Source organism: Providencia sp. PROV174 (assembly GCF_028480685.1).
GTDB lineage: Bacteria > Pseudomonadota > Gammaproteobacteria > Enterobacterales > Enterobacteriaceae > Providencia > Providencia rettgeri.
Window position 1 is genome coordinate 72,847 of record NZ_JAMPOT010000013.1, and the last position, 20,302, is coordinate 93,148.

Genomic DNA, 20,302 nt, shown 5'->3' on the forward strand with positions numbered 1-20,302 from the left:
TAAAAAATATAAGCCATTAAAATAAAACAACAAATGAATAAAACGTCATGAAGACACTGAAACAATTTTTCTATTTAGTAAAACCTTTTTGGGGGCAGCGTGCTGCCCTTTTGTGCTGGATACTGCTGTTTGCCTCACTCGGGCTCACGTTGTCCTCAGTTTGGTTCAACGTCAAAATGAACATGTGGAATGGGGATTTTTATAACGCCCTACAAAAACTCGACGGCCAAGCGCTGTATGGCTTATTGCAATACTTTGTGATTTTAGTCAGCGGGCTAATTTTTGTCGTTGTTATGGGTAATTACCTAAAACAAATGCTGATTATCCGCTGGCGTAAAGGCATGACGGAGCAAATACTTAGCCGTTGGTTATCCCCAAATAGCAAACATTACCTATTAAGGCTGACATCACAAGAGCCAGATAACCCAGACCAACGTATTGCCGAAGATATTCGTTTACTGATTGAATCGACATTAAATTTAGTGGTGACATTCCTCCACTCAATGTTAACTCTGATTTCATTTGCGACCATCCTTTGGACACTTTCCGGTAGCCTGTCGTTTAACTTTGCCGATAGCGACTGGACCATTCCTGGGTATATGTTCTGGGCTTGTATTATTTATACCCTCATTGGTATTGCACTTACCCAATGGATTGGTTTCCCACTTCGCCGTTTGCATATGGATAAACAGCGCCGCGAAGCGGATTACCGTAGCTCGCTAATTAATTGCCGCCAACATGGTGATGCCATTGCAGGGCAGCGTGGTGAAACTCAAGATAGAAAAGAACTGATGAGGCGCTTTGGTGAAATTATTAGCAACTGGAACCGCTTGATCCGTTGTGAGCGGAACCTCTCTTTCTACACAGTGGGTTACCAACAAGTTACCGCCTTAGCGCCTGTATTACTCGCATTGCCTAAATTCCTTGCGGGTGAAATCATGTTGGGTGGCTTAATGCAATTGCGCCAAGCCTTTACCAGTGTTGCCACTTCACTCGGTTGGTTTATTTTTGCCTATAAAGAAATCGCCGCATGGCAAGCTACAGTCTCTCGTTTATACAACTTTGTGGTTTTATTGGAAAACGATAACAAAGCGGTGGTTACTATCGACGAAAAATCACCACCTTTGGTCGCTAAATTATCCGTTTCTACCGCAGACAACCGCTGCTTAATTAATTCCGTGAATATAACCGCCAAACAAGGCGAATTAACCTTGATTAGTGGCCGTTCTGGTGTTGGTAAATCCACCTTATTACGCACGCTAAGTGGGCATTGGCCTTTCTTCAACGGCACTATCAGCCGAACAGAAAAAGTGATGTGGATCCCACAACGCCTCTATTTACCAATTAGTCGGCTTGATAGCTTATTGGCTTATCCCAAAGCAACATCCCAATTTAGTCAGCAAGATTTTCAATATGCATTGATGTTAGTCGGGTTAGAAAAGCTGCATCACCAACTCGCACTCGAAACTGATTGGAACAACCGCCTATCTGGTGGAGAACAGCAGCGCATTATGTTTGCGCGTTTATTGCTCAACCGACCAAAACTACTGTTATTGGATGAAACCACCTCTGCCCTTGATGAAAACAGCGCATTAGAACTCCTCGCTCTATTGAAAGCTGAGTTACATGACAGTGCCATTATTTTGGTTAGCCATCAGAGCTTCGTTGCTCAATTTGCGGAACAACAAATATTGCTCGTTGAACCTGCGAGTGAAAAATCCTTAAATACAGGAACGCCTGAATATGCTTCGTAAAATTACCTTCGCCACACTGGTAAGCATTCTGCTCGGTGGCTGCGCAGGCAGCACATCTGTGAGCCAAAATTCAACCTCACTGTTACCCGTGCGTGGTGACCTGCAACACTATCAACTCGAAAATGGACTGCAAGTTTACCTTCTACAACGCAATCAACCTGGAGTTGAACTGCGTTTGTTGGTCAGTAGCGGTTCACTGCAAGAAAATGAACAGCAACTTGGCCTCGCGCACTTTACTGAACATATGGCGTTTAAAGGCACCAAACATTTTCCGGGAACTACAGGGTTCAAACAGCTTGAACACCAAGGACTTAAACTCGGTAGCCATGTTAATGCGATCACCAGTTTAAATTCCACACTATATAAATTATCACTCCCTGAAGCCACGACAGCACAAGTCACCACGGGCTTACAAGTGATGGCTGATTGGGCGTCAAATATGACCTTTGACCAAGATGCCTTTGAAAAAGAACGCCCTGTCATTGTTGAAGAGTGGCGCTTACGCCAAGGAATGGGCTATCGCATCAATGATAGTTTAGAAAAATTACGTTACCACGGTAGCCGATACGTCGATCGCAACCCGATAGGTTCATTAGATGTGGTACGCAATGCCCCGATTGAGCAAGCAAAAAACTATTATCAAACATGGTATCAACCTCAGCGAATGTCACTATTAATTATTGGTGATTTTAATAGTTCATCTGTACGCAATCAGGTTGATAATTTATTTGCGCTCCCTAAACCCGAAAAAGTGGCAGAAGATAACCCACAGTGGAAACAATTTGCCCATTCAACCAATATGTTAGTGCAAGGCGTGTTTGATAAAGAGCAAGGGGCGCGTTATGTGCAATTTGCCTTACAAAAGGATGTTAATGCACCGCTAAATACGCGCTTAGGGCAGTCCGAAGATTTACTCGATAACCTCTGGTTAGCCATTTTAAACCAGCGTTTCTCCGTCATGGTAGATAACGGCGTTTTACCGTCAATTAGCATCAATGAACAAGGGGCAATGTTAGATAACCAGCGCTTACAACAGTTGATGATCATCCACCCCAAAGGCAATGATTACCAAGGTGCGACTGAGATTTTATTTACAGAGCTGCAACGCCTTGCTACTGAGCCAGTTACCCAAGAAGAACTGGATTCTGCAAAGCAAACCATGTTGAAAAAATTTAGCCTGCAAGCCGCTTCAGAACAACGCTATAGTAATGAATATTTAGCGGGGCAACTCACTACAGCACTTGAGTATGACATGCCGATGTGGAATAAGCGCCAGCAGTTAGATAACAGCTACCAGTTGATAAAATCTGTCAAACCACAGGATTTACAACAGCATGTCGCTAAATTCCTACAAACCGCCTCCCCGCGTTTAGCATTAATTGGGCCAGATACAGATGCCGCGACAATGGATAAGTCTGCATTTAATCAACAATGGCTTAAAATACGCCAAAGCACACCAGGGCCATTTACGCTGCGCTCCAAAGCGATTCAACTACAGCTACCTCAAGTTCCCAAAGGGGATATTGTTGAGCAATCTAAGCTACCGGTTGAAAAAACAGAGCATTGGATATTAAGCAATGGTATTCAAGTAATTGTTAAAACAGATAAAAACCTGAAAGATGATATTCAATTTAACTTGCAATTACCCGGTGGTCGCTCGTTAGAAACACAACAAACGGCAGGTTTAACCGATTGGGCATTAAAACTTCCTGAAAGCAGCGGTTATGGGAACTACAGCGCTCGCGATCTGGCTTTACTGGCAAAACAAAACCAAATTAGCGTTCGCCCATACAGTGAATTACTCACACATGGTTTTCGTGGAAAAACCCCTGTCGATAACCTCGAAACGGCTCTACAACTACTCAACTTGAAGCTAACAGCGCCGCAATTTAGTGGTGAAAAGTTAGAGCAACAAAAACAATCCTTTGCTTTAAACTTATCCAAAACCCCCGTAGAACGCACGTTCCTCGATAATATCAATAAAGAAAGCTATACCCATGGTGAATTTTTAGTGATCAATCCACAGGGTAGCTGGCAACAATTTACGGCTCAACAGTTGCAGCAAGCCAACCGCCAATTACTCACGTCAACAGCAGATATGACACTGGTCATTACAGGTGCAATGAATAGTCGTGAGCTAAAACCGCTGTTAGAGCAATGGGTTGCATCACTGCCGCAAAGTAACCAAAAACTGGTATCTCGCAACCAAGGGATTATGCCTAAAATGGCCAGTTTTAATAAAACTTATCCCATCAGTAGTAGTGATAAAAGCATGGTCAGCATTCAATTCGCCTCACCCGCCGTGTGGAACCAACAAGATAGCTTAGCAATTCAACTTATTGATACCATTGTGAGCCAACGTCTGCGCGGCGAATTACGTGAAAAAGCCAGCGGGATCTATGCATTAGGTTTTTCACAGATGTTAGCGAAAAAACCGCAACCTTATTACCTCGCTCGCTTGAATTTCACCACGTCACCTGAGCGCGCTGAAGAAATGACGCAAATCGCCCAAAAAACGATTGGGCAAATTCGTCAAACAGGTGTGAGTGAAAAAGAGTTAACTGAAGCAAAAAATATTTGGCTCACTGAAAATTCACAAGTGACGGATAGTTCAAGCTATTGGACCGAAGCTTTGGCACAAATTACTGCAGATGATGGGCAATATCAGCGTTTAAATCAAGAGCAAGATATTATTCGCCAACTCACGGTTGAGGATATTAACCGCTTGGCTCGTCAGTATTTAGGGCAGAATTCAAAAGTGTTTATGATGACGCCTTAATTACTAAATCAAGGTTAGAAAGCCAACAATATATTGTTGGCTTTTCTATCCCGAACTATCATTATTGCTATTCAAAAACGAAAAAATTTTTTCATCTCTAAATAAACTTCTTTTGCTTTTTTTATAAAGAAAAATAATTTCCATTCAATAGCATTTAATAATCGCTCCCGTAAGCTTTTAGGTTTCATTTTGATATCATCGAATATATGGATAGGCTTGACTATTTCAGTATCTATTTTTATATAATCAGCAAGATTACTCTCAATTCTACCTAACGTTGCCTGTGATAAGATATCAAATCCATATTCGAATAGGGAATTTAGTTTTTTAATAAATATCTCTGGTTTCTCATTTTCCTTCAATTTTAAAATATTATCTTTAAAGTGAATAAATAGTTCATCGGGAACATCCTTTAATCTACTCATTTTAGAAATGGTTTTAGTTAATTCCTTATATAACTCATCAGCAACATCAATCGGTTCTGGTGTTGTTATAGTTGCTTGTGATGGTAGCGGAGGAAAAGATTCTAAATTAGTACATTGCGTATCTTTAGCTATCCCCATTGGTTCTTCTAAATAGTTAACAATAAATTTATTTGTAACATATTCTTTATCTAAAAAAAGCTCATAAAAATCATAAAGTTTAATAACAATGTCATCCGATGATTTCGTTTTTTTCATTTCGCTAATTATTTCTTTAATTAAATCAACATCTCTCTCATCTACTTTATTATTTTTCAATAAGCTATAGAAGCTTTTTTCCATTTCATTTGGAATGGCAATCGCTTCCATTAATGGTGGCCATTCCGGCTTCTCAATGACTCTTATTCTATATTCGTTTCTTTCAAGTCCAACTTGGGGTAGATTACTACCTTTCAATACACCGTGAAGAGGGGCCTCTGCATATTTAATCTCATCAATATTATTTTTATTCTTTCCTCTTAGATTTATAGGCGATAACGTTCGAGTCTGCTTAATATTTTTTATTTGCTTAGTAACATATTTTTTAATTTTTTTTGGGGCATTTTTTATATGCTCCTTGCTCGCTGTTAAGTTAACTAAAATGTTTTTCCTACCCATTGATTCAAGCATAATAATTCCTCTGAATAAATTACTGAACGCTATATAGCCAAAATCGTATATCTATTTATTATGTTGTGATATCAGATAGCGATTTTGTCTATTTTTAGTCACTCAATTTGTAATGCCTTTCATGACGTTGATGACTATCGATTGACAGGTCATCGTTTTAATGTGATTAATATTCTTATAATAAATAACGATAAAGAGACTCGATGTGAACAACGTAACCATCCGCAGAGCAACACTGGACGATGTGTCTGCAATCACCCAAATGCACGCTGACTATTCCGCGTATGCGAATACTTTACAACTGCCATACCCAACAACAAATACGTGGGAAGCTCGCCTAAGTGCTAATGACCCGCTAGTCACACAGTTTGTGGCCACTATTGATGATGTCGTTGTCGGGTTACTCGTTATTCATCAACCAAGCCAAATACGTCGCCGCCATGTGGCTACCTTCGGGATTACCGTTAGTGAAGCCCACCAAGGCAAAGGTATTGGCTCACAACTGATGCGAGTGATGGTGGATTACTGTGACAACTGGCTGAATGTCCATCGCATAGAATTAGAAGTATTCGCCGCAAATGGTAGTGGCGTCGGGCTGTATGAAAAGTTTGGTTTTGAACTAGAAGGCCGCATGAAAGATTATGCATTTCGTGATGGGCAATATGTTGATGCGGTGATGATGAGTAGGATCAAAAAATAGCGATAAAAAAATGCCACACAATAGGTGGCATTTTAGCGCATCATGAAAACGTCTAACGACTATTTGTCACCTAACAACACGGAATCCAGTGCAATTTCAATCATCTCATTGAACGTGGTTTGACGTTCTTCTGACGTGGTTTGTTCGCCAGTTTTGATGTGGTCAGAAACGGTACAAATCGTTAACGCGCGAGCACCAAACTCAGCGGCAACACCATAGATACCCGCAGCTTCCATCTCAACACCCAGAATGCCGTATTTTTCCATCACTTTGAACATATCAGGATCTGGTGAGTAAAATAGGTCTGCTGAGAACAAGTTACCCACACGTACATTCACGTTTCTTGCTTTTGCTGCTTCAACCGCATTATGGACTAAGTCATAGTCTGCAATCGCTGCAAAATCATTTTCTTTAAAACGTTGACGGTTAACACGTGAATCAGTACAAGCGCCCATACCAATCACAACATCACGCAATTTGACATCATCCATTACTGCGCCACATGAACCCACACGAATAATCACTTTTACACCAAAATCAGTGATCAGTTCTTTCGCGTAAATGGAGCATGAAGGGATCCCCATACCGTGACCCATAACAGAAATTTTACGACCTTTATAAGTCCCTGTAAAACCTAACATGCCACGCACATTATTGACTTGGCGAACATCCTGAAGGAAGGTTTCAGCGATGTATTTTGCACGTAATGGGTCGCCTGGCATCAGAACGACATCAGCGAAATCACCCATTTCTGCATTAATATGTGGAGTTGCCATGATTATTTCCCTTTAAATGATTAAATATTTTTAAGTTAATGAGGTGGCTTTCCCACCTTATTATTAAAAAAAGATGACGGCAAAGCCTTGCCCATTACCTTTAATTGCGCACAATTACCCTAAATAATTTGAGTTGTCGCTAGGCGGCAAAGAAAATCATCCCTATGAGCATACATAAGTATGTGATTAGGGGGATTTTATGCAGCCAACACCGCGACAGCTCAAAGAATGACGGGTAATGGGTGTTAGAGCATTGGTTTACCATACTCCATCGGCGACAAATCAAAGTACTTAGCAACTGTCTGCCCTATGTCCGCGAACGTTTCACGGTGACCTAATGAACCTGGTTTCACTTTTGGTCCATAAATCAGCACTGGGATGTGCTCACGGGTATGGTCTGTACCTGGCCAAGTTGGGTCACAACCGTGGTCAGCCGTTAAAATCAGAATGTCATCTTCTTTCACTAATTTCATTAGTTCAGGTAAACGACGGTCGAACAATTCTAATGCTGCGGCATAACCAGCCACATCACGGCGGTGGCCGTATGCTGAGTCAAAGTCCACAAAGTTAGTGAAAACGATGGTGTTATCACCCGCCAGTTTCATTTCTTCTACCGTTGCATCGAACAGTGCATCAATGCCTGTGGCTTTAATTTTCTTAGTGATACCAACATGTGCGTAAATATCAGCAATTTTACCGATAGAAACCACTTCACCTTGTTTTTCATCAACCAGTTTTTTCAACACAGTCGGTGCCGGTGGCTCTACCGCTAAGTCATGACGGTTACCTGTACGTGTGAAGTTACCCGCTTTGTCACCAACAAATGGACGCGCGATAACACGACCAATGTTATAACCACCTTTGGTTAACTCTTCACGTGCGATTTCGCACAGCTCATACAGTTTATCTAAGCCATAAGTTTCTTCGTGACACGCAATTTGGAATACGGAGTCAGCAGAGGTATAGAAAATCGGTTTACCGGTTTTCATGTGCTCTTCACCCAGTTGATCGAGGATAACTGTACCGGATGAATGGCAGTTACCTAAATAGCCCGGCAAATTTGCTTTCTCGACTAAAGTATCCAGCAGTTCTTGTGGGAAGCTGTTTTCTTCATCAGAGAAATAACCCCAATCAAATAGGACAGGCACACCCGCAATTTCCCAGTGACCTGACGGAGTATCTTTACCCGAAGAAATTTCGCTCGCATAAGCGTATGCGCCAATAATTTCTGCATTAGGATCAAGGCCCGCAGGGAATGAACCGCTTGATTCCTCTCCTGCTTTACCTAAACCTAATTTTGTTAAATTCGGTAAATGCAGAGGCCCTTTACGACCAATATCCGCTTCGCCGCGTGCGCAAGCATCTGCAATGTGACCCAACGTATTTGAGCCTTCATCACCAAATTTATGTGCATCGTGTGCAGCACCGATCCCAAAGGAATCCAAAACCATAATAAATGTGCGTTTCATATTTTTCTCCTGCGGTATTTTTAAATACGATATACCACTAAAATCTTGTGTATTACTCGCTGATTTGGCGATAAACCATTGGTGTTGCTTCAGGTGCTTTATCTCCAATCACCATCGCTTCACGCACTTCCTTCGCTGCTTCTTCCCACGCTTTTTCACTATTTGCATGGATAATTGCCAGTGGCGTTTGGGTATCCACTTTGGCACCTAACGCAGCGATATCACTCAAACCAACACTATAATCAATTGGGTCTGTCGCTTTACGACGACCACCACCTAAAGTCACGACAGACATTCCCAGCGCACGGGTATCCATTTGCGTGATAATGCCGTCTTTTGGTGCATAAACCGCTTTGCTCAGTACCGCAGTTGGCAAGTATTTGTTGTAATTTTCAACAAAATCAGCAGGCCCTTTTTGCGCTGCAACCATACGGCCAAACACTTCAGCCGCTTTACCATTGTCTAATACTGCCTGTAATTTTTGACGTGCTTCTTCGCGGTTTGCGGCTAATGAACCAGACACTAACATTTCTACGCATAATGCCATGGTGACTTCATAAAGACGTGGATTACGATATTCACCTGTCAAAAATTGTACAGCTTCACGTACTTCAACAGCGTTACCGGCACTGGATGCCAACACTTCATTCATGTCAGTCAATAATGCGGTGGTTTTACAACCTGCCCCATTCGCAACTTTAACAATAGACTCAGCTAACTGTTCTGACTTCTCATAAGTTGGCATAAATGCACCTGAGCCAACTTTAACGTCCATCACTAGAGCATCAAGGCCTTCAGCCAATTTTTTACCTAAGATCGAAGCTGTAATTAACGGAATGGAATCCACTGTTGCTGTGATATCACGGGTTGCATAAAAACGTTTGTCTGCAGGTGCTAATGAATTGGTTTGCCCAATAATTGCTACCCCGACATCTCTAATAATGTCACGGAAACGAACATCATCTGGGAAAATATCGAAATTAGGGATCGCTTCGAGTTTATCTAATGTGCCACCGGTGTGGCCTAAACCACGACCTGAGATCATCGGTACATAGCCACCACACGCTGCGACCATTGGGCCGAGCATTAATGAAGTGACATCACCCACACCGCCAGTTGAATGTTTATCAACTAATGGGCCATTGAGATTGAGTGATTTCCAGTTCAGAACAGTTCCTGAATCACGCATGGCTAGCGTTAATGCAACACGCTCAGGCATGGTCATATCATTAAAATAGATAGTCATTGCCAATGCAGCAATTTGACCTTCTGAAACTGAGTTATCGCGAACACCATTGATAAAGAAACGAATCTCTTCTTCGCTTAATGGCTTACCATCACGTTTTTTACGGATAATTTCTTGTGCCAGAAACACAATATGCTCCTTTAAAGTCGAATTTATCGGCTAACGATATTGCGAAAATTAATAGCTGCTGCTTGATTTTTTAACGTCAAAACCCAGCGTATTTAATAAATTTGCTAATAAGCTAGAAGCACCAAAACGGAAATGGCGGCTATCTGCCCAATCATCACCTAAAATTCGACCAGCTAACGCTAAGTATTCTGCCGCTTCTTCTGCGGTACGTACGCCACCAGCGGGTTTAAAACCTACTGTTTTTTTCACGCCCATATCATGGATAACTTGCATCATGATTTCTGCGCTTTCTAATGTTGCATTAACAGGCACTTTACCTGTTGACGTTTTAATAAAATCTGCGCCCGCTTTAATGGAAATTTCAGAAGCTTTACGGATTAATGCTGCATCTTTTAACTCACCTGTTTCAATGATCACTTTCAACAACACATTGGCTGCTGCGCAAGCATCTTTACAGGCTTTCACTAAGTCAAAACCAATTTGCTCATTACCGGCAATCAATGCGCGATAAGGGAATACCACGTCAACTTCGTCCGCACCGTAAGCAATCGCCGCTTTAGTTTCAGCTAATGCGATATCAATATCATCGTTACCGTGAGGGAAATTTGTGACCGTTGCAATTCGTACATCTGGAGTGCCTTGCTCACGTAATGTTTTACGTGCGATTGGAATAAAACGAGGATAAATACAGATTGCTGCCGTATTGCCTGCAGGGCTTTTCGCCTGATGGCACAGCGCGATGACTTTCGCATCAGTATCGTCATCATTTAAAGTGGTTAAATCCATAAGGGACAGCGCGCGTTGTGCGGCCGCTTTTAAATCAGTCATATAACTCTCCAACGTTGTTAATTCTTCAGAACGACACGTTCTTTGTTGGCGAGCGGGCTTGGTTCCTTAAAGATGCTAGTCGGATGCTTTCCGAACTGAGCAGCTGAGATCCTTCTCACCGCATCATGCCCTAGAGTCCTAGACTCTGAGAACTAGCAGTTCCATAGCAGCTTACTAATGCCTATTTGACCATGGAATGATGCCATTTTATGTGCTACAAATCACATTAATCGACTGAATGTTACATTATTAAAATATAAAATGTGATCTACATCTAATTATACCTTCTCTCGCCATCCATTTTTCTCTCAAATGGCTTTTCAATGTATTCTTTATCATTAATTGACTAAGTTAAGAATAGTTGAAAATTTACGATTGATATAAAAAGTCACAAAAGAATATAGCGAATCAAAATGAAAACGGAAGGATTATTCCCCTTCCGTCTAATTGAATTGGTTGATAGCCAATATAATTTAAATGACTGCCGCTGCGCCTAGCGTCAAGAAAAAGCCAGCAATCGTTGCACTCATTAAGTTAGACAGGGTACCGGCCATAACCGCTTTCATACCTAAACGAGCAACATCACCACGGCGATTTGGCGCCATTCCGCCTAAACCACCGAGTAAGATAGCGACGGATGAAAGGTTAGCAAAACCACATAATGCAAATGAAATAATCGCTTTAGTATGGTCAGAAAGTACTTGTTTACCTGCCGCCAGTACTTCAGCATCCGCTTTCATATATTCACCAAAGTTCATGAATGCAACAAACTCATTCACGACAATTTTTTGGCCGATGAAAGAACCGGCAATTGTCGCTTCACTCCACGGCACACCAATTAAGTATGCGATTGGGGCAAATAACCAACCTAACAATAGTTCCAGTGACAGCTGCGGATAATCAAACCAGCCACCAATGCCACCTAAGATACCATTGATCAATGCAATTAAAGCGATAAACGCCAATAACATTGCACCCACGTTCAGCGCTAGTTGCATCCCGGATGATGCCCCAGAAGCGGCCGCATCAATGATATTGGCAGGGCGTTCATCTTCAGCGACTAAATCTGTCGCATCAACCCTATCTTTTACATCTTCTGTTTCTGGAACCATCAGCTTGGCAAATAACAAACCACCTGGAGCGGCCATAAAGGAAGCAGCAATCAGGTATTCCATCGGTACACCCATTTGTGCATAACCCGCCAAAACTGAACCCGCGACAGACGCTAAACCACCACACATAATGGCAAATAACTCTGATGTCGTCATTGTTGCAATGTAAGGACGAACAACCAATGGCGCTTCCGTTTGCCCAACAAAGATATTTGCTGTCGCAGATAACGATTCTGTTCTTGAGGTTCCCAATATTTTTTGTAGGCCACCACCAAGTATTTTAATCACTAACTGCATGATCCCTAAGTAGTAAAGGACAGCAATCAATGAAGAGAAGAAAACAATGATTGGCAAAACGCGGAAAGCAAAAATAAAACCACCGCCACCAAACAGCTCAAACATTTTATCGGAAACTAGGCCACCAAAGATGAAGCTCATCCCATCTTGGCCATATCCAATAACTTTAGAAACCGCGTCAGACATCCCTTGGAGCACACTACGCCCCGCTGGAACATAAAGAACAAATGCACCAATGGCTAATTGAATTAAAAATGCGCCGCCAACTGTGCGTAGCCTAATTGCTCGGCGATTGCTGGAAAATAGAATAGCTATCGCGATAAGTACCGCCATTCCGATAATACTCATAATGAGCTGCATGGAAGGATCCCTGTTCACTTTATTTTAGGTTGATATATAAGGAAACGTGTAAGTCGCCTTGACTCTTAATTTGATGATTATACCTAGTCATCACCAATAACCCGCAATACTCATCACAAATACATACTGCAATAAACAACAAAAATTCACACAATGTGACAAAAATCACAAAATCAACTCAGTTTAGTCTGGAAAGGCACTAAAGTCCCAATTAATCACAATAAAAACCAAATAGATTTAAATAGCTAATTAATGAAATTATATAAATATTATTTATGATTATGTATGCAGTTTTACTGGGAAAGATTAAATAACGACAAACTATTGTTGTAAAGTTGTTGGGCTATTTCTGCAGGGGATTCGTGGCGAAGCTCACATAATGAACGAAAAACCCACTCAATACGTTCAGGTCGATTTGGCTCGCCTTGAAAACCTGAAACAGGCATATCGGGGGCATCCGTTTCGAATAATAATGAAGTCAACGGAAGTTGTGACATCACATAGCGAGTTTTATTCGCTCTTTCATAGGTAATTGTCCCACCGACACCAATATAATAACCAAGTTTAACAAAGGCTTGTGCCTGAGATAGGCTACCAGCAAAGCCATGTACGACTCCACGGGCAGGAACATCAAAACGACGTAGCATCGCCGCTAGTGGGTCATGACTTTTACGTGAATGCAAAATAACTGGCAAATCAAACTGTTTCGCTAGCTTCAATTGTGCGGACAACACCACTTGCTGGCGTTCAAACTGAGGGTTTTGCATATAGAGGTCGAGCCCAATTTCCCCTATCGCTACACACTTTTTATTTTTTTGGTTAAGATAATCAACCAAAATATCAATGTGTTTCTCTTGAAATTGGCTCAAATATAACGGATGAAACCCCATGGCGGCATGTAACTGCGGATATTGCTGTGCCAGTTGCCAAACTCGTGCAAAATTATCCACACTCACGGTAGGAATAACAATATCACTCACGCCACTTTGTTGAGCAAGCTGCAAACTTTCAGTGAAGGAGTCACTAAAAGGTGGAAAATCAAAATGGCAATGGGTATCGATAAATTGATGTTTAGCCATCACGATTTTCATTTGTTGATATTGCGGCTAGAGGTATTGAGGCGGCAGGCTCCGTCACCAATTCCGGAATAAGTTCATTTGGTACTTGTGGCTCAAGCTGAATATCGAGTGGGTTAGACTCAATCTTCTGTGCCAAAGTATGGCTAAAGCGATTTGTGTTGTGGTCAAAGGCATCACCCAGTGCTGCAATAAAATAGCGGCCACACCGGCGCCCCGTATGGTAATCTTGATTAAGCGAAGACACCTTACTGCCCAGCGCACTGCTTTTCAGTGGAACAGGTGGATAAATCTCAAAGACCTGTACATCTTTTGGTGGATTTTCAATAAATTCTTGTGTTCTACGGTAGCTTTTCAGATGAACTTTTAGCATCGCGGCCATACGTTGTAGGCCATTCTTATCCCCTTCCAGCCACCGAGTCATTCTTTTCACCCATTCAGGGGTAAAATACATTTGGGAAGGAACGGTACGGATCACCACAATAGTCTCTGCACCGCGGCGGTATGCCTCTTCAACTGGGATAGCAGCACTAATGCCACCATCTTGGTAAAGCGTGCCATCAAATTCAACACCTTCCCGATAAAAACCCGGAATAGCGCTGGATGCACGAATAATATCGAGCCAGTTGTCGGCATCCGGCTTTAGAAAAGCAGCCGAAAAATCATCACTGCGGCTTGCTCCCATATAGAATTCACGACCTGAATTTAATAAATCGAGCCCTGCTTGTATACGTAATGGGAATTCTTTTGCTGTGGTGTCGACGAGCCAATCTAAATCAATCAGATGGCCTCCACGGATAAAACGTAGTGGATTAAAAAATGCCGAATTGGTCGTATAGCGAGTGATCACACGGCGCGCATAACCCGCTTGCCCACAAATATACGCAGACAGGTTTTGAGCCCCTGCTGAAGTACCTATCATCAGATCAAAAGGGTTGAAGTCAGAAATAAGAAACTCATCCAGTACACCCGCAGTAAAAATCCCTCGTTGACCGCCACCTTCACAAATCAGGGCAGTTTTTCCCGAGTTGATATTATCAAAGAATGCTAGCGGCTCAATCGTGCCGAGTGTAACTGAAACGTGTTTTCCCATAATGCCTCTGGATGACAGAAGTTCATTTTAAATAGCTCAAAAACAGAATGAGCTTCCTTTTGAAAGCCCATTCTATCGAGATTGTACAATAAATATTCAGCAATATGAGCTATTGAGACATTTATTTATAGATTAGTTAGCAATCACTAAACCATTTTGCACTGATTTCACCCCGTTAACTTGGGATGCAACTTGGGTAATTTTATCCATCTGATCGGCTGATTTTACGAAACCGGATAAGTAAACAACACCATTGACGGTTTTGACTGATACGCTGTTACTTGAAATGCCTTTCGTACCCAGTAATTTTCCTTTTACATCCGCAGTAATCGCTGAGTCATCAATGTACTCACCGGTATTTTTAGCGCCACTCGAAATGGCATTTCCAGTATCTTTACCGGCCATTTCCACTGTCTTAGATGCACTGTCCCACGTTTCTGAAGCTTGTTTTTTCAAAGCACTATCCGATGATGAGCTACAAGCTGCGAGCGCCCAGCTCAACCCAATAACTCCTAACACGCTCAATAGTTTTGCTTTTTTCATAAAAACCTTCCTTTCACTGCAATGGACAACGAATAATATAGCCTAAGTAAAAAAATATAAAAAATAAAGAGAAAGGTAATAAAGACAGAATATTCTTGATGATAAGCACCAAAAAACAGGAAAAGTAGCTTTAAATGAAGTTCGAAATAAGATGACCCACTGACTATTGTTAGTCGTGGGTCATCAACGCAATTAGTGTTCGCGTGTTTTACGGAATTTAACGTCAGGGTAACGTTCACTGGTGAGGTTAAGATTTACCATAGTCGGTGCGATATAAGATAAGTTATCGCCACCATCAAGGGCTAAGTTTTGCTCATTTTTGCGTTTAAACTCTTCGAATTTCTTCGCATCATCACACTCAACCCAACGCGCAGTAGAAACGTTAACGGCTTCATAAATAGCTTCAACGTTATATTCGCTTTTCAAACGCGAAACTACCACGTCAAACTGCAGCACCCCTACCGCACCAACAATTAAATCATTGTTAGTTAACGGGCGGAAAACCTGTACCGCTCCCTCTTCAGATAACTGAACGAGGCCTTTTAACAGTTGTTTTTGTTTCAATGGGTCACGTAAACGAATACGGCGGAATAATTCAGGGGCAAAGTTAGGAATCCCCGTAAACTTGAGTTCTTCACCTTGCGTGAAGGTATCACCGATTTGAATCGTGCCATGGTTATGTAACCCAATGATATCCCCTGCATAGGCGTTTTCGACCTGAGAGCGATCCCCCGCCATAAAGGTTAAAGCATCAGAAATGACCACGTCTTTTTTGATACGCACTTGACGTAGTTTCATGCCTTTTTCATAAGTACCTGAAACAATACGCATAAATGCAACACGGTCACGGTGTTTCGGGTCCATATTCGCTTGGATTTTAAATACGAAACCGGTGAACTTTTCTTCTGTCGCATTAACTTGGCGTAAATCTGTTTGGCGAGGTTGCGGCTGTGGAGCCCATTCCACTAGGCCATCTAACATATGGTCAACACCAAAGTTACCTAACGCAGTGCCGAAAAAGACAGGGGTTAATTCACCCTGTAAGAATGCTTCATGGTCAAATTCATGGGATGCCCCTTGAACCAATTCCAACTCATCGCGTAACTGCGCGGCTAATTCCTCACCAACAGCTGCATCGAGATCGGGGTTGTTTAACCCTTTAATTATACGGACTTCTTGAATCGTATGCCCTTGGCCTGTTTGGTATAGGATTGTTTCATCACGTAATAAATGATAAACACCCTTGAATAATTTACCGCAACCGATAGGCCATGTGATTGGACAACAAGCAATTTTCAGCTCATTTTCCACTTCATCCATTAATTCCATCGGGTCACGAATATCACGGTCCAATTTATTCATGAAAGTTAAAATTGGGGTGTCACGTAGACGGGTGACTTCCATCAGTTTACGTGTCCGGTCTTCAACCCCTTTACCTGAGTCAATCACCATCAAGCAGCAGTCAACTGCCGTTAATGTACGATAAGTATCTTCAGAGAAGTCTTCGTGACCTGGGGTATCCAGTAAGTTAACAAGACAATCATTATAAGGAAACTGCATGACAGAGGTAGTAATCGAAATACCACGCTGCTTTTCCATTTCCATCCAGTCAGATTTAGCGTGTTGATTAGAGCCACGGCCTTTTACCGTACCTGCACGCTGAATAGCATGCCCGAACAATAACACTTTTTCAGTGATTGTGGTTTTACCCGCATCGGGGTGGGATATGATAGCAAACGTTCTGCGTGTGCTAACTTCATGGAGAAAGTTCTGATCTGTCATTTAACCGTTCTTTTCGTTTATATACAGATTTGTATAAGCATTCGAAGAGGCTCAATGTGGCTCTTGGCGTCGCAAATCCGTCTTGTTAATCAAAATTGGCGGATATTTTCGCAGATCTTGGGGGTATTAACAATCAAAGCATCGAGGAACAGGCAAAACAGTCCCCCGATGGCTCACTAAATTGACTCAATAAACACCGCCTTTAGGCACTGACTAAACGGGTAATTTCATCCCCTAGCGCCTGTGTACTGGCATTACCTCCCATATCGCGAGTCAAATGTTGACGTTGTTTAATCGCTGTTTCTACTGCGGACATGATAGAATCATGCATCTCGGGGCACCCCAAATGCTGCATCATCATGGCGGCTGCCCAAATCGTACCAATCGGGTTGGCAATATTTTGCCCTGCGATATCAGGTGCTGACCCGTGAACAGGCTCAAACATCGATGGGAATTGTTTTTCTGGGTTAATATTGGCCGATGGCGCAATCGCAATAGTTCCGGTACAAGCAGGCCCTAAATCAGACAAAATATCACCAAACAGGTTTGACCCAACAATCACATCGTAGAACTCTGGCATTCTCACTAAGTTTGCTGCAAAAATATCAATATGGAATTGGTCAACTTTGATATCTGGGTATTGCTTCGCCATTTCGGCTACACGGCTATCCCAATAAGGCATTGAATGAAATAGCCCGTTAGATTTCGTCGCTGAACTTAAATGTTTTTTCTCGCGTGACTGCGCCAAATCAAAAGCATATTTTAAGATACGGTCGGTACCTTTACGGGTAAAAATACTTTGTTGCAATACCATTTCTTCATCAGTACCTTCGTACTGAATACCACCAATCGCAGAGTATTCCCCTTCAACGTTTTCACGCACGACATAAAAATCAATATCTCCCGGTTTTTTATCTGCTAGTGGGCATTTAATGCCATCAAATAAGCGTACAGGGCGTAAGTTAACATATTGGTTAAAAGCGCGGCGGATGGGTAATAGCAGCCCCCATAATGAAATATGATCAGGAACACCAGGGAACCCTACCGCGCCGAGGAAAATCGCATCAAATTTTTGCAACTGTTCTAAGCCATCTTCAGGCATCATGCGCCCAGTACGGTGATAGGTTTCGCACGACCAATCAAAATGGGTAAAGTTAAGTTTTACATTGTGTTTATTGGCTGCTGCTACTAATACTTTTAATCCTTCAGGGATCACTTCGGTACCAATACCATCACCAGGAATAACCGCTATATTAAATTGTGACATTGTGAAAACCTCTGATAAATGAATTATGTCTGTTTGTTCTCCAGTTTAGGGGTTGCTGTGATAAAGTATAGATATGAAGTGTAATCCTTAGGTTTACAAACTATGAACAAGCTTCCTTCGTTAGAGGATATCCGCGTTTTTGTCACAGTTGCCCGTTTGATGAGTTTCTCTCAAGCGGCTTCACAGCTGTTGGTGTCCCCAGCTTATGTTTCTAAACGCATTAAATTGCTAGAAGAAAATTTAGGACAAACTTTATTTTTTAGGACTGCTCGCTCAATTAAGCTAACTCATGAAGGGCAAATTATTTTACGTAGCAGTGAAGTGATGCTAGCTGAATTGGAACAGATGCAACAGCAACTCAACGCCTGTCGCGAAGAGATCCGCGGCTCACTGCGTATCAGTTGTAGCACAGGGTTTGGCAGTACTTATATTAACCCGTTTATCCTCACACTACGGGGGAATTATCCTTTATTAGGCATTGATCTCACTTTAACCGATAAGTCTGTCGATATTATTAGTGAAAACATTGATGTTGATATCTGTATTGGCGGTGCAATAGCAGAGCAATTTATTGCTAGGCGAATTGCACAAAACCAACGAATTCTGTGCGCTTCGCCAACCTATTTAGCAACACACGGCTATCCAAAATATCCACAAGAGCTAGAACAAAAACACTTTTGTATTGCGATTAAAGAGCGCAACCAAGCCCCCGCAGTATGGAAGCTTGAACAACAGCAAGAAAGTATGACGGTCACCCCCAATAGCAAATTAACCGTCAACAATGGTGAAGTCGCCAAACAGTGGTGTTTAAGTGGTGAAGGGATCCTATTGCGCTCCCAATGGAGTGTGCAGCCTGAGTTACAGTCTGGTCAATTAGTACGAGTATTACCGCAATGGCATCAAACCGCAGATGTTTATGCTGTATATTCGAGAAGTCTCCGAACGAGTGCTAATCTTAGAGTCTTTATCGAAAATCTAGAGCAATACCTTGCGACTCACTTATCACATGGTTTTTAGTTAACCCCATAAGTTATAAGGTAAACATGAATTGATGACAGAAACAGAGACATTCAAAGAACGTTTGTTGAAATTGCTAAAACAGAAAAAAATGAGTCAATTAAAGGCAGCTGAAGCCCTTGGTGTTTCGCGAACGGCGGTTAATAAGTGGACAAAAGGCGGTATGATTGATGAAGATAATCTTGAAAAGCTCGCCACGTTATTAGATGTCGACAAAATATGGTTGAAATACGGTGAATATACCAATAACCAAGTTACTGTTAGCAATTCAGGTGTCATGCGCAACATCAACGAAGTCCACCTTCAAGAATCGGCAGATATCGTGACATGGGAGTGGGACTTATTAACTGGGGAATTGAACTACTCGGACAACGTTGAAGCCGTATATGGCATCAAAATTACCAGTAATGACGATTTCTGGGCCTTAATGAGCCACGACTCTAAAGAAAAATTGGTCAATGGATATTCCAAAATTATCCGTGAAGGTGGTGCCCATGAAATGGATTTTAAAATTAACTGGGAAGGCGATTACCGCTGGATCACCTCCCGAGCGACAGGAGTCAAAGGTCCTAATGGTAAAGTGACAAAGCTGGTTGGGATCAGCTTAGACAACACAGAACGTAAAAATACCGAACTACGCCTGCGTAAAGTCAAATGTTATTTTGATGTTTTATTATCTCATTTCAATCATTTAGTTGTATTCACAGATAAGGCAGGTGAAATATTAGCCAGCAACTTACACAACCAATCGACTGAAATAGATTACCTTGAACTACAACGTTTATTGTATCAATTAGTGATAAACCATAAGCCTTGGTTAGATGAAGTATTTCGCACTGGACGGGGGCAAATCGTTTTTCAAGATAAGCAAATTACAGCTTATCAACACTTTAATGATGAAAAACAACCTTTTTTAATGTTTGAATTAAAAGATATTTAAAATCAGTATCTTGCCCCACTTATGGCTAAAGCGGGGCAGCTTT

The 20,302-nt window shown here is 41.9% G+C and carries 16 protein-coding genes; 5 read left to right on the forward strand and 11 right to left on the reverse strand.

The genetic code is table 11. From position 1 onward, the window contains the following. The first annotated feature begins 47 nt into the window (after window positions 1-47). Window positions 48-1,754 (forward strand): ABC transporter ATP-binding protein/permease, encoded by a 1,707-nt coding sequence (locus PSE60_RS12775; protein ID WP_272665642.1) that lies wholly within the window; start codon window positions 48-50, stop codon window positions 1,752-1,754. Then, complete coding sequence (locus PSE60_RS12780) at window positions 1,744-4,533, forward strand: M16 family metallopeptidase (RefSeq protein ID WP_272665643.1); 2,790 nt, start codon at window positions 1,744-1,746, stop codon at window positions 4,531-4,533. The genes PSE60_RS12775 and PSE60_RS12780 overlap by 11 nt, the downstream gene beginning before the upstream one ends. A 71-nt stretch (window positions 4,534-4,604) precedes the next feature. Here the strand turns inward: PSE60_RS12780 and PSE60_RS12785 are convergent, their stop codons facing one another. Further along, window positions 4,605-5,624 carry a hypothetical protein gene (locus PSE60_RS12785; RefSeq protein WP_209102715.1) on the reverse strand — a complete coding sequence of 340 codons (1,020 nt, stop codon included), beginning with the start codon at window positions 5,622-5,624 and terminating at the stop codon, window positions 4,605-4,607. Between the two features lie 205 nt (window positions 5,625-5,829). On the opposite strand from PSE60_RS12785, the gene PSE60_RS12790 reads away from it, so the two are divergent. Beyond that, on the forward strand, window positions 5,830-6,324 hold the full coding sequence (locus PSE60_RS12790) for a GNAT family N-acetyltransferase (protein ID WP_109911839.1): 495 nt from the start codon (window positions 5,830-5,832) through the stop codon (window positions 6,322-6,324). 59 nt (window positions 6,325-6,383) lie between these two features. Here PSE60_RS12790 and deoD read toward each other — a convergent pair whose 3' ends face one another. The 10 genes from deoD to PSE60_RS12840 all read right to left on the reverse strand — a co-directional run bounded on the left by deoD (window position 6,384) and on the right by PSE60_RS12840 (window position 18,302). Then, window positions 6,384-7,100, reverse strand: a complete 717-nt coding sequence (gene deoD / locus PSE60_RS12795; protein WP_004914779.1) for a purine-nucleoside phosphorylase — start codon at window positions 7,098-7,100, stop codon at window positions 6,384-6,386. A gap of 245 nt (window positions 7,101-7,345) precedes the next feature. Continuing rightward, the gene (gene deoB, locus PSE60_RS12800; RefSeq protein ID WP_272665644.1) at window positions 7,346-8,569 is read right to left on the reverse strand and encodes a phosphopentomutase; all 1,224 of its coding nucleotides are present in this window, start codon (window positions 8,567-8,569) and stop codon (window positions 7,346-7,348) included. Window positions 8,570-8,621: 52 nt separating this feature from the next. Next, a complete protein-coding gene (deoA, locus tag PSE60_RS12805; protein WP_272665645.1) occupies window positions 8,622-9,944 on the reverse strand; it encodes a thymidine phosphorylase in 1,323 nt (440 codons plus the stop codon). A gap of 48 nt (window positions 9,945-9,992) precedes the next feature. Beyond that, window positions 9,993-10,772 (reverse strand): deoxyribose-phosphate aldolase, encoded by a 780-nt coding sequence (gene deoC, locus PSE60_RS12810; RefSeq protein ID WP_112307952.1) that lies wholly within the window; start codon window positions 10,770-10,772, stop codon window positions 9,993-9,995. Between the two features lie 473 nt (window positions 10,773-11,245). Continuing rightward, window positions 11,246-12,529, reverse strand: coding sequence for a NupC/NupG family nucleoside CNT transporter (locus PSE60_RS12815; protein ID WP_272665677.1), 1,284 nt, complete (start codon window positions 12,527-12,529; stop codon window positions 11,246-11,248). A 305-nt stretch (window positions 12,530-12,834) separates the two neighbouring features. Further along, window positions 12,835-13,620, reverse strand: a complete 786-nt coding sequence (locus tag PSE60_RS12820; RefSeq protein WP_272665646.1) for a TatD family hydrolase — start codon at window positions 13,618-13,620, stop codon at window positions 12,835-12,837. Continuing rightward, a complete protein-coding gene (locus tag PSE60_RS12825) occupies window positions 13,613-14,710 on the reverse strand; it encodes a patatin-like phospholipase family protein (RefSeq protein WP_272665648.1) in 1,098 nt (365 codons plus the stop codon). The genes PSE60_RS12820 and PSE60_RS12825 overlap by 8 nt, the downstream gene beginning before the upstream one ends. Window positions 14,711-14,842: 132 nt before the next feature. Next, the gene (locus PSE60_RS12830) at window positions 14,843-15,253 is read right to left on the reverse strand and encodes a BON domain-containing protein (RefSeq protein WP_115166591.1); all 411 of its coding nucleotides are present in this window, start codon (window positions 15,251-15,253) and stop codon (window positions 14,843-14,845) included. A 192-nt stretch (window positions 15,254-15,445) separates the two neighbouring features. Beyond that, on the reverse strand, window positions 15,446-17,035 hold the full coding sequence (prfC, locus tag PSE60_RS12835) for a peptide chain release factor 3 (RefSeq protein WP_272665650.1): 1,590 nt from the start codon (window positions 17,033-17,035) through the stop codon (window positions 15,446-15,448). Between the two features lie 202 nt (window positions 17,036-17,237). Continuing rightward, a complete protein-coding gene (locus PSE60_RS12840; RefSeq protein ID WP_004914795.1) occupies window positions 17,238-18,302 on the reverse strand; it encodes a tartrate dehydrogenase in 1,065 nt (354 codons plus the stop codon). Window positions 18,303-18,404: 102 nt separating this feature from the next. Here PSE60_RS12840 and PSE60_RS12845 point away from each other — a divergent pair, with 102 nt between their 5' ends. Both PSE60_RS12845 and PSE60_RS12850 read left to right on the forward strand, forming a co-directional pair. Then, a complete protein-coding gene (locus tag PSE60_RS12845) occupies window positions 18,405-19,319 on the forward strand; it encodes a LysR substrate-binding domain-containing protein (RefSeq protein WP_272665652.1) in 915 nt (304 codons plus the stop codon). A 34-nt stretch (window positions 19,320-19,353) separates the two neighbouring features. Beyond that, window positions 19,354-20,259 (forward strand): helix-turn-helix domain-containing protein, encoded by a 906-nt coding sequence (locus PSE60_RS12850; RefSeq protein WP_272665654.1) that lies wholly within the window; start codon window positions 19,354-19,356, stop codon window positions 20,257-20,259. Window positions 20,260-20,302: the final 43 nt, after the last annotated feature.

What these genes read in the sequence shown, in the direction of transcription:
- PSE60_RS12775 (WP_272665642.1), top strand. Translation starts at nt 48, where the DNA reads ATGAAGACACTGAAACAATTTTTCTATTTAGTAAAACCTTTTTGGGGG.
- PSE60_RS12780 (WP_272665643.1), top strand. Translation starts at nt 1,744, where the DNA reads ATGCTTCGTAAAATTACCTTCGCCACACTGGTAAGCATTCTGCTCGGT.
- PSE60_RS12785 (WP_209102715.1), bottom strand. Translation starts at nt 5,624, where the DNA reads ATGCTTGAATCAATGGGTAGGAAAAACATTTTAGTTAACTTAACAGCG.
- deoD (WP_004914779.1), bottom strand. Translation starts at nt 7,100, where the DNA reads ATGGCAACTCCACATATTAATGCAGAAATGGGTGATTTCGCTGATGTC.
- deoB (WP_272665644.1), bottom strand. Translation starts at nt 8,569, where the DNA reads ATGAAACGCACATTTATTATGGTTTTGGATTCCTTTGGGATCGGTGCT.
- deoC (WP_112307952.1), bottom strand. Translation starts at nt 10,772, where the DNA reads ATGACTGATTTAAAAGCGGCCGCACAACGCGCGCTGTCCCTTATGGAT.
- PSE60_RS12815 (WP_272665677.1), bottom strand. Translation starts at nt 12,529, where the DNA reads ATGAGTATTATCGGAATGGCGGTACTTATCGCGATAGCTATTCTATTT.
- PSE60_RS12820 (WP_272665646.1), bottom strand. Translation starts at nt 13,620, where the DNA reads ATGGCTAAACATCAATTTATCGATACCCATTGCCATTTTGATTTTCCA.
- PSE60_RS12825 (WP_272665648.1), bottom strand. Translation starts at nt 14,710, where the DNA reads ATGGGAAAACACGTTTCAGTTACACTCGGCACGATTGAGCCGCTAGCA.
- PSE60_RS12830 (WP_115166591.1), bottom strand. Translation starts at nt 15,253, where the DNA reads ATGAAAAAAGCAAAACTATTGAGCGTGTTAGGAGTTATTGGGTTGAGC.
- prfC (WP_272665650.1), bottom strand. Translation starts at nt 17,035, where the DNA reads ATGACAGATCAGAACTTTCTCCATGAAGTTAGCACACGCAGAACGTTT.
- PSE60_RS12840 (WP_004914795.1), bottom strand. Translation starts at nt 18,302, where the DNA reads ATGTCACAATTTAATATAGCGGTTATTCCTGGTGATGGTATTGGTACC.
- PSE60_RS12845 (WP_272665652.1), top strand. Translation starts at nt 18,405, where the DNA reads ATGAACAAGCTTCCTTCGTTAGAGGATATCCGCGTTTTTGTCACAGTT.
- PSE60_RS12850 (WP_272665654.1), top strand. Translation starts at nt 19,354, where the DNA reads ATGACAGAAACAGAGACATTCAAAGAACGTTTGTTGAAATTGCTAAAA.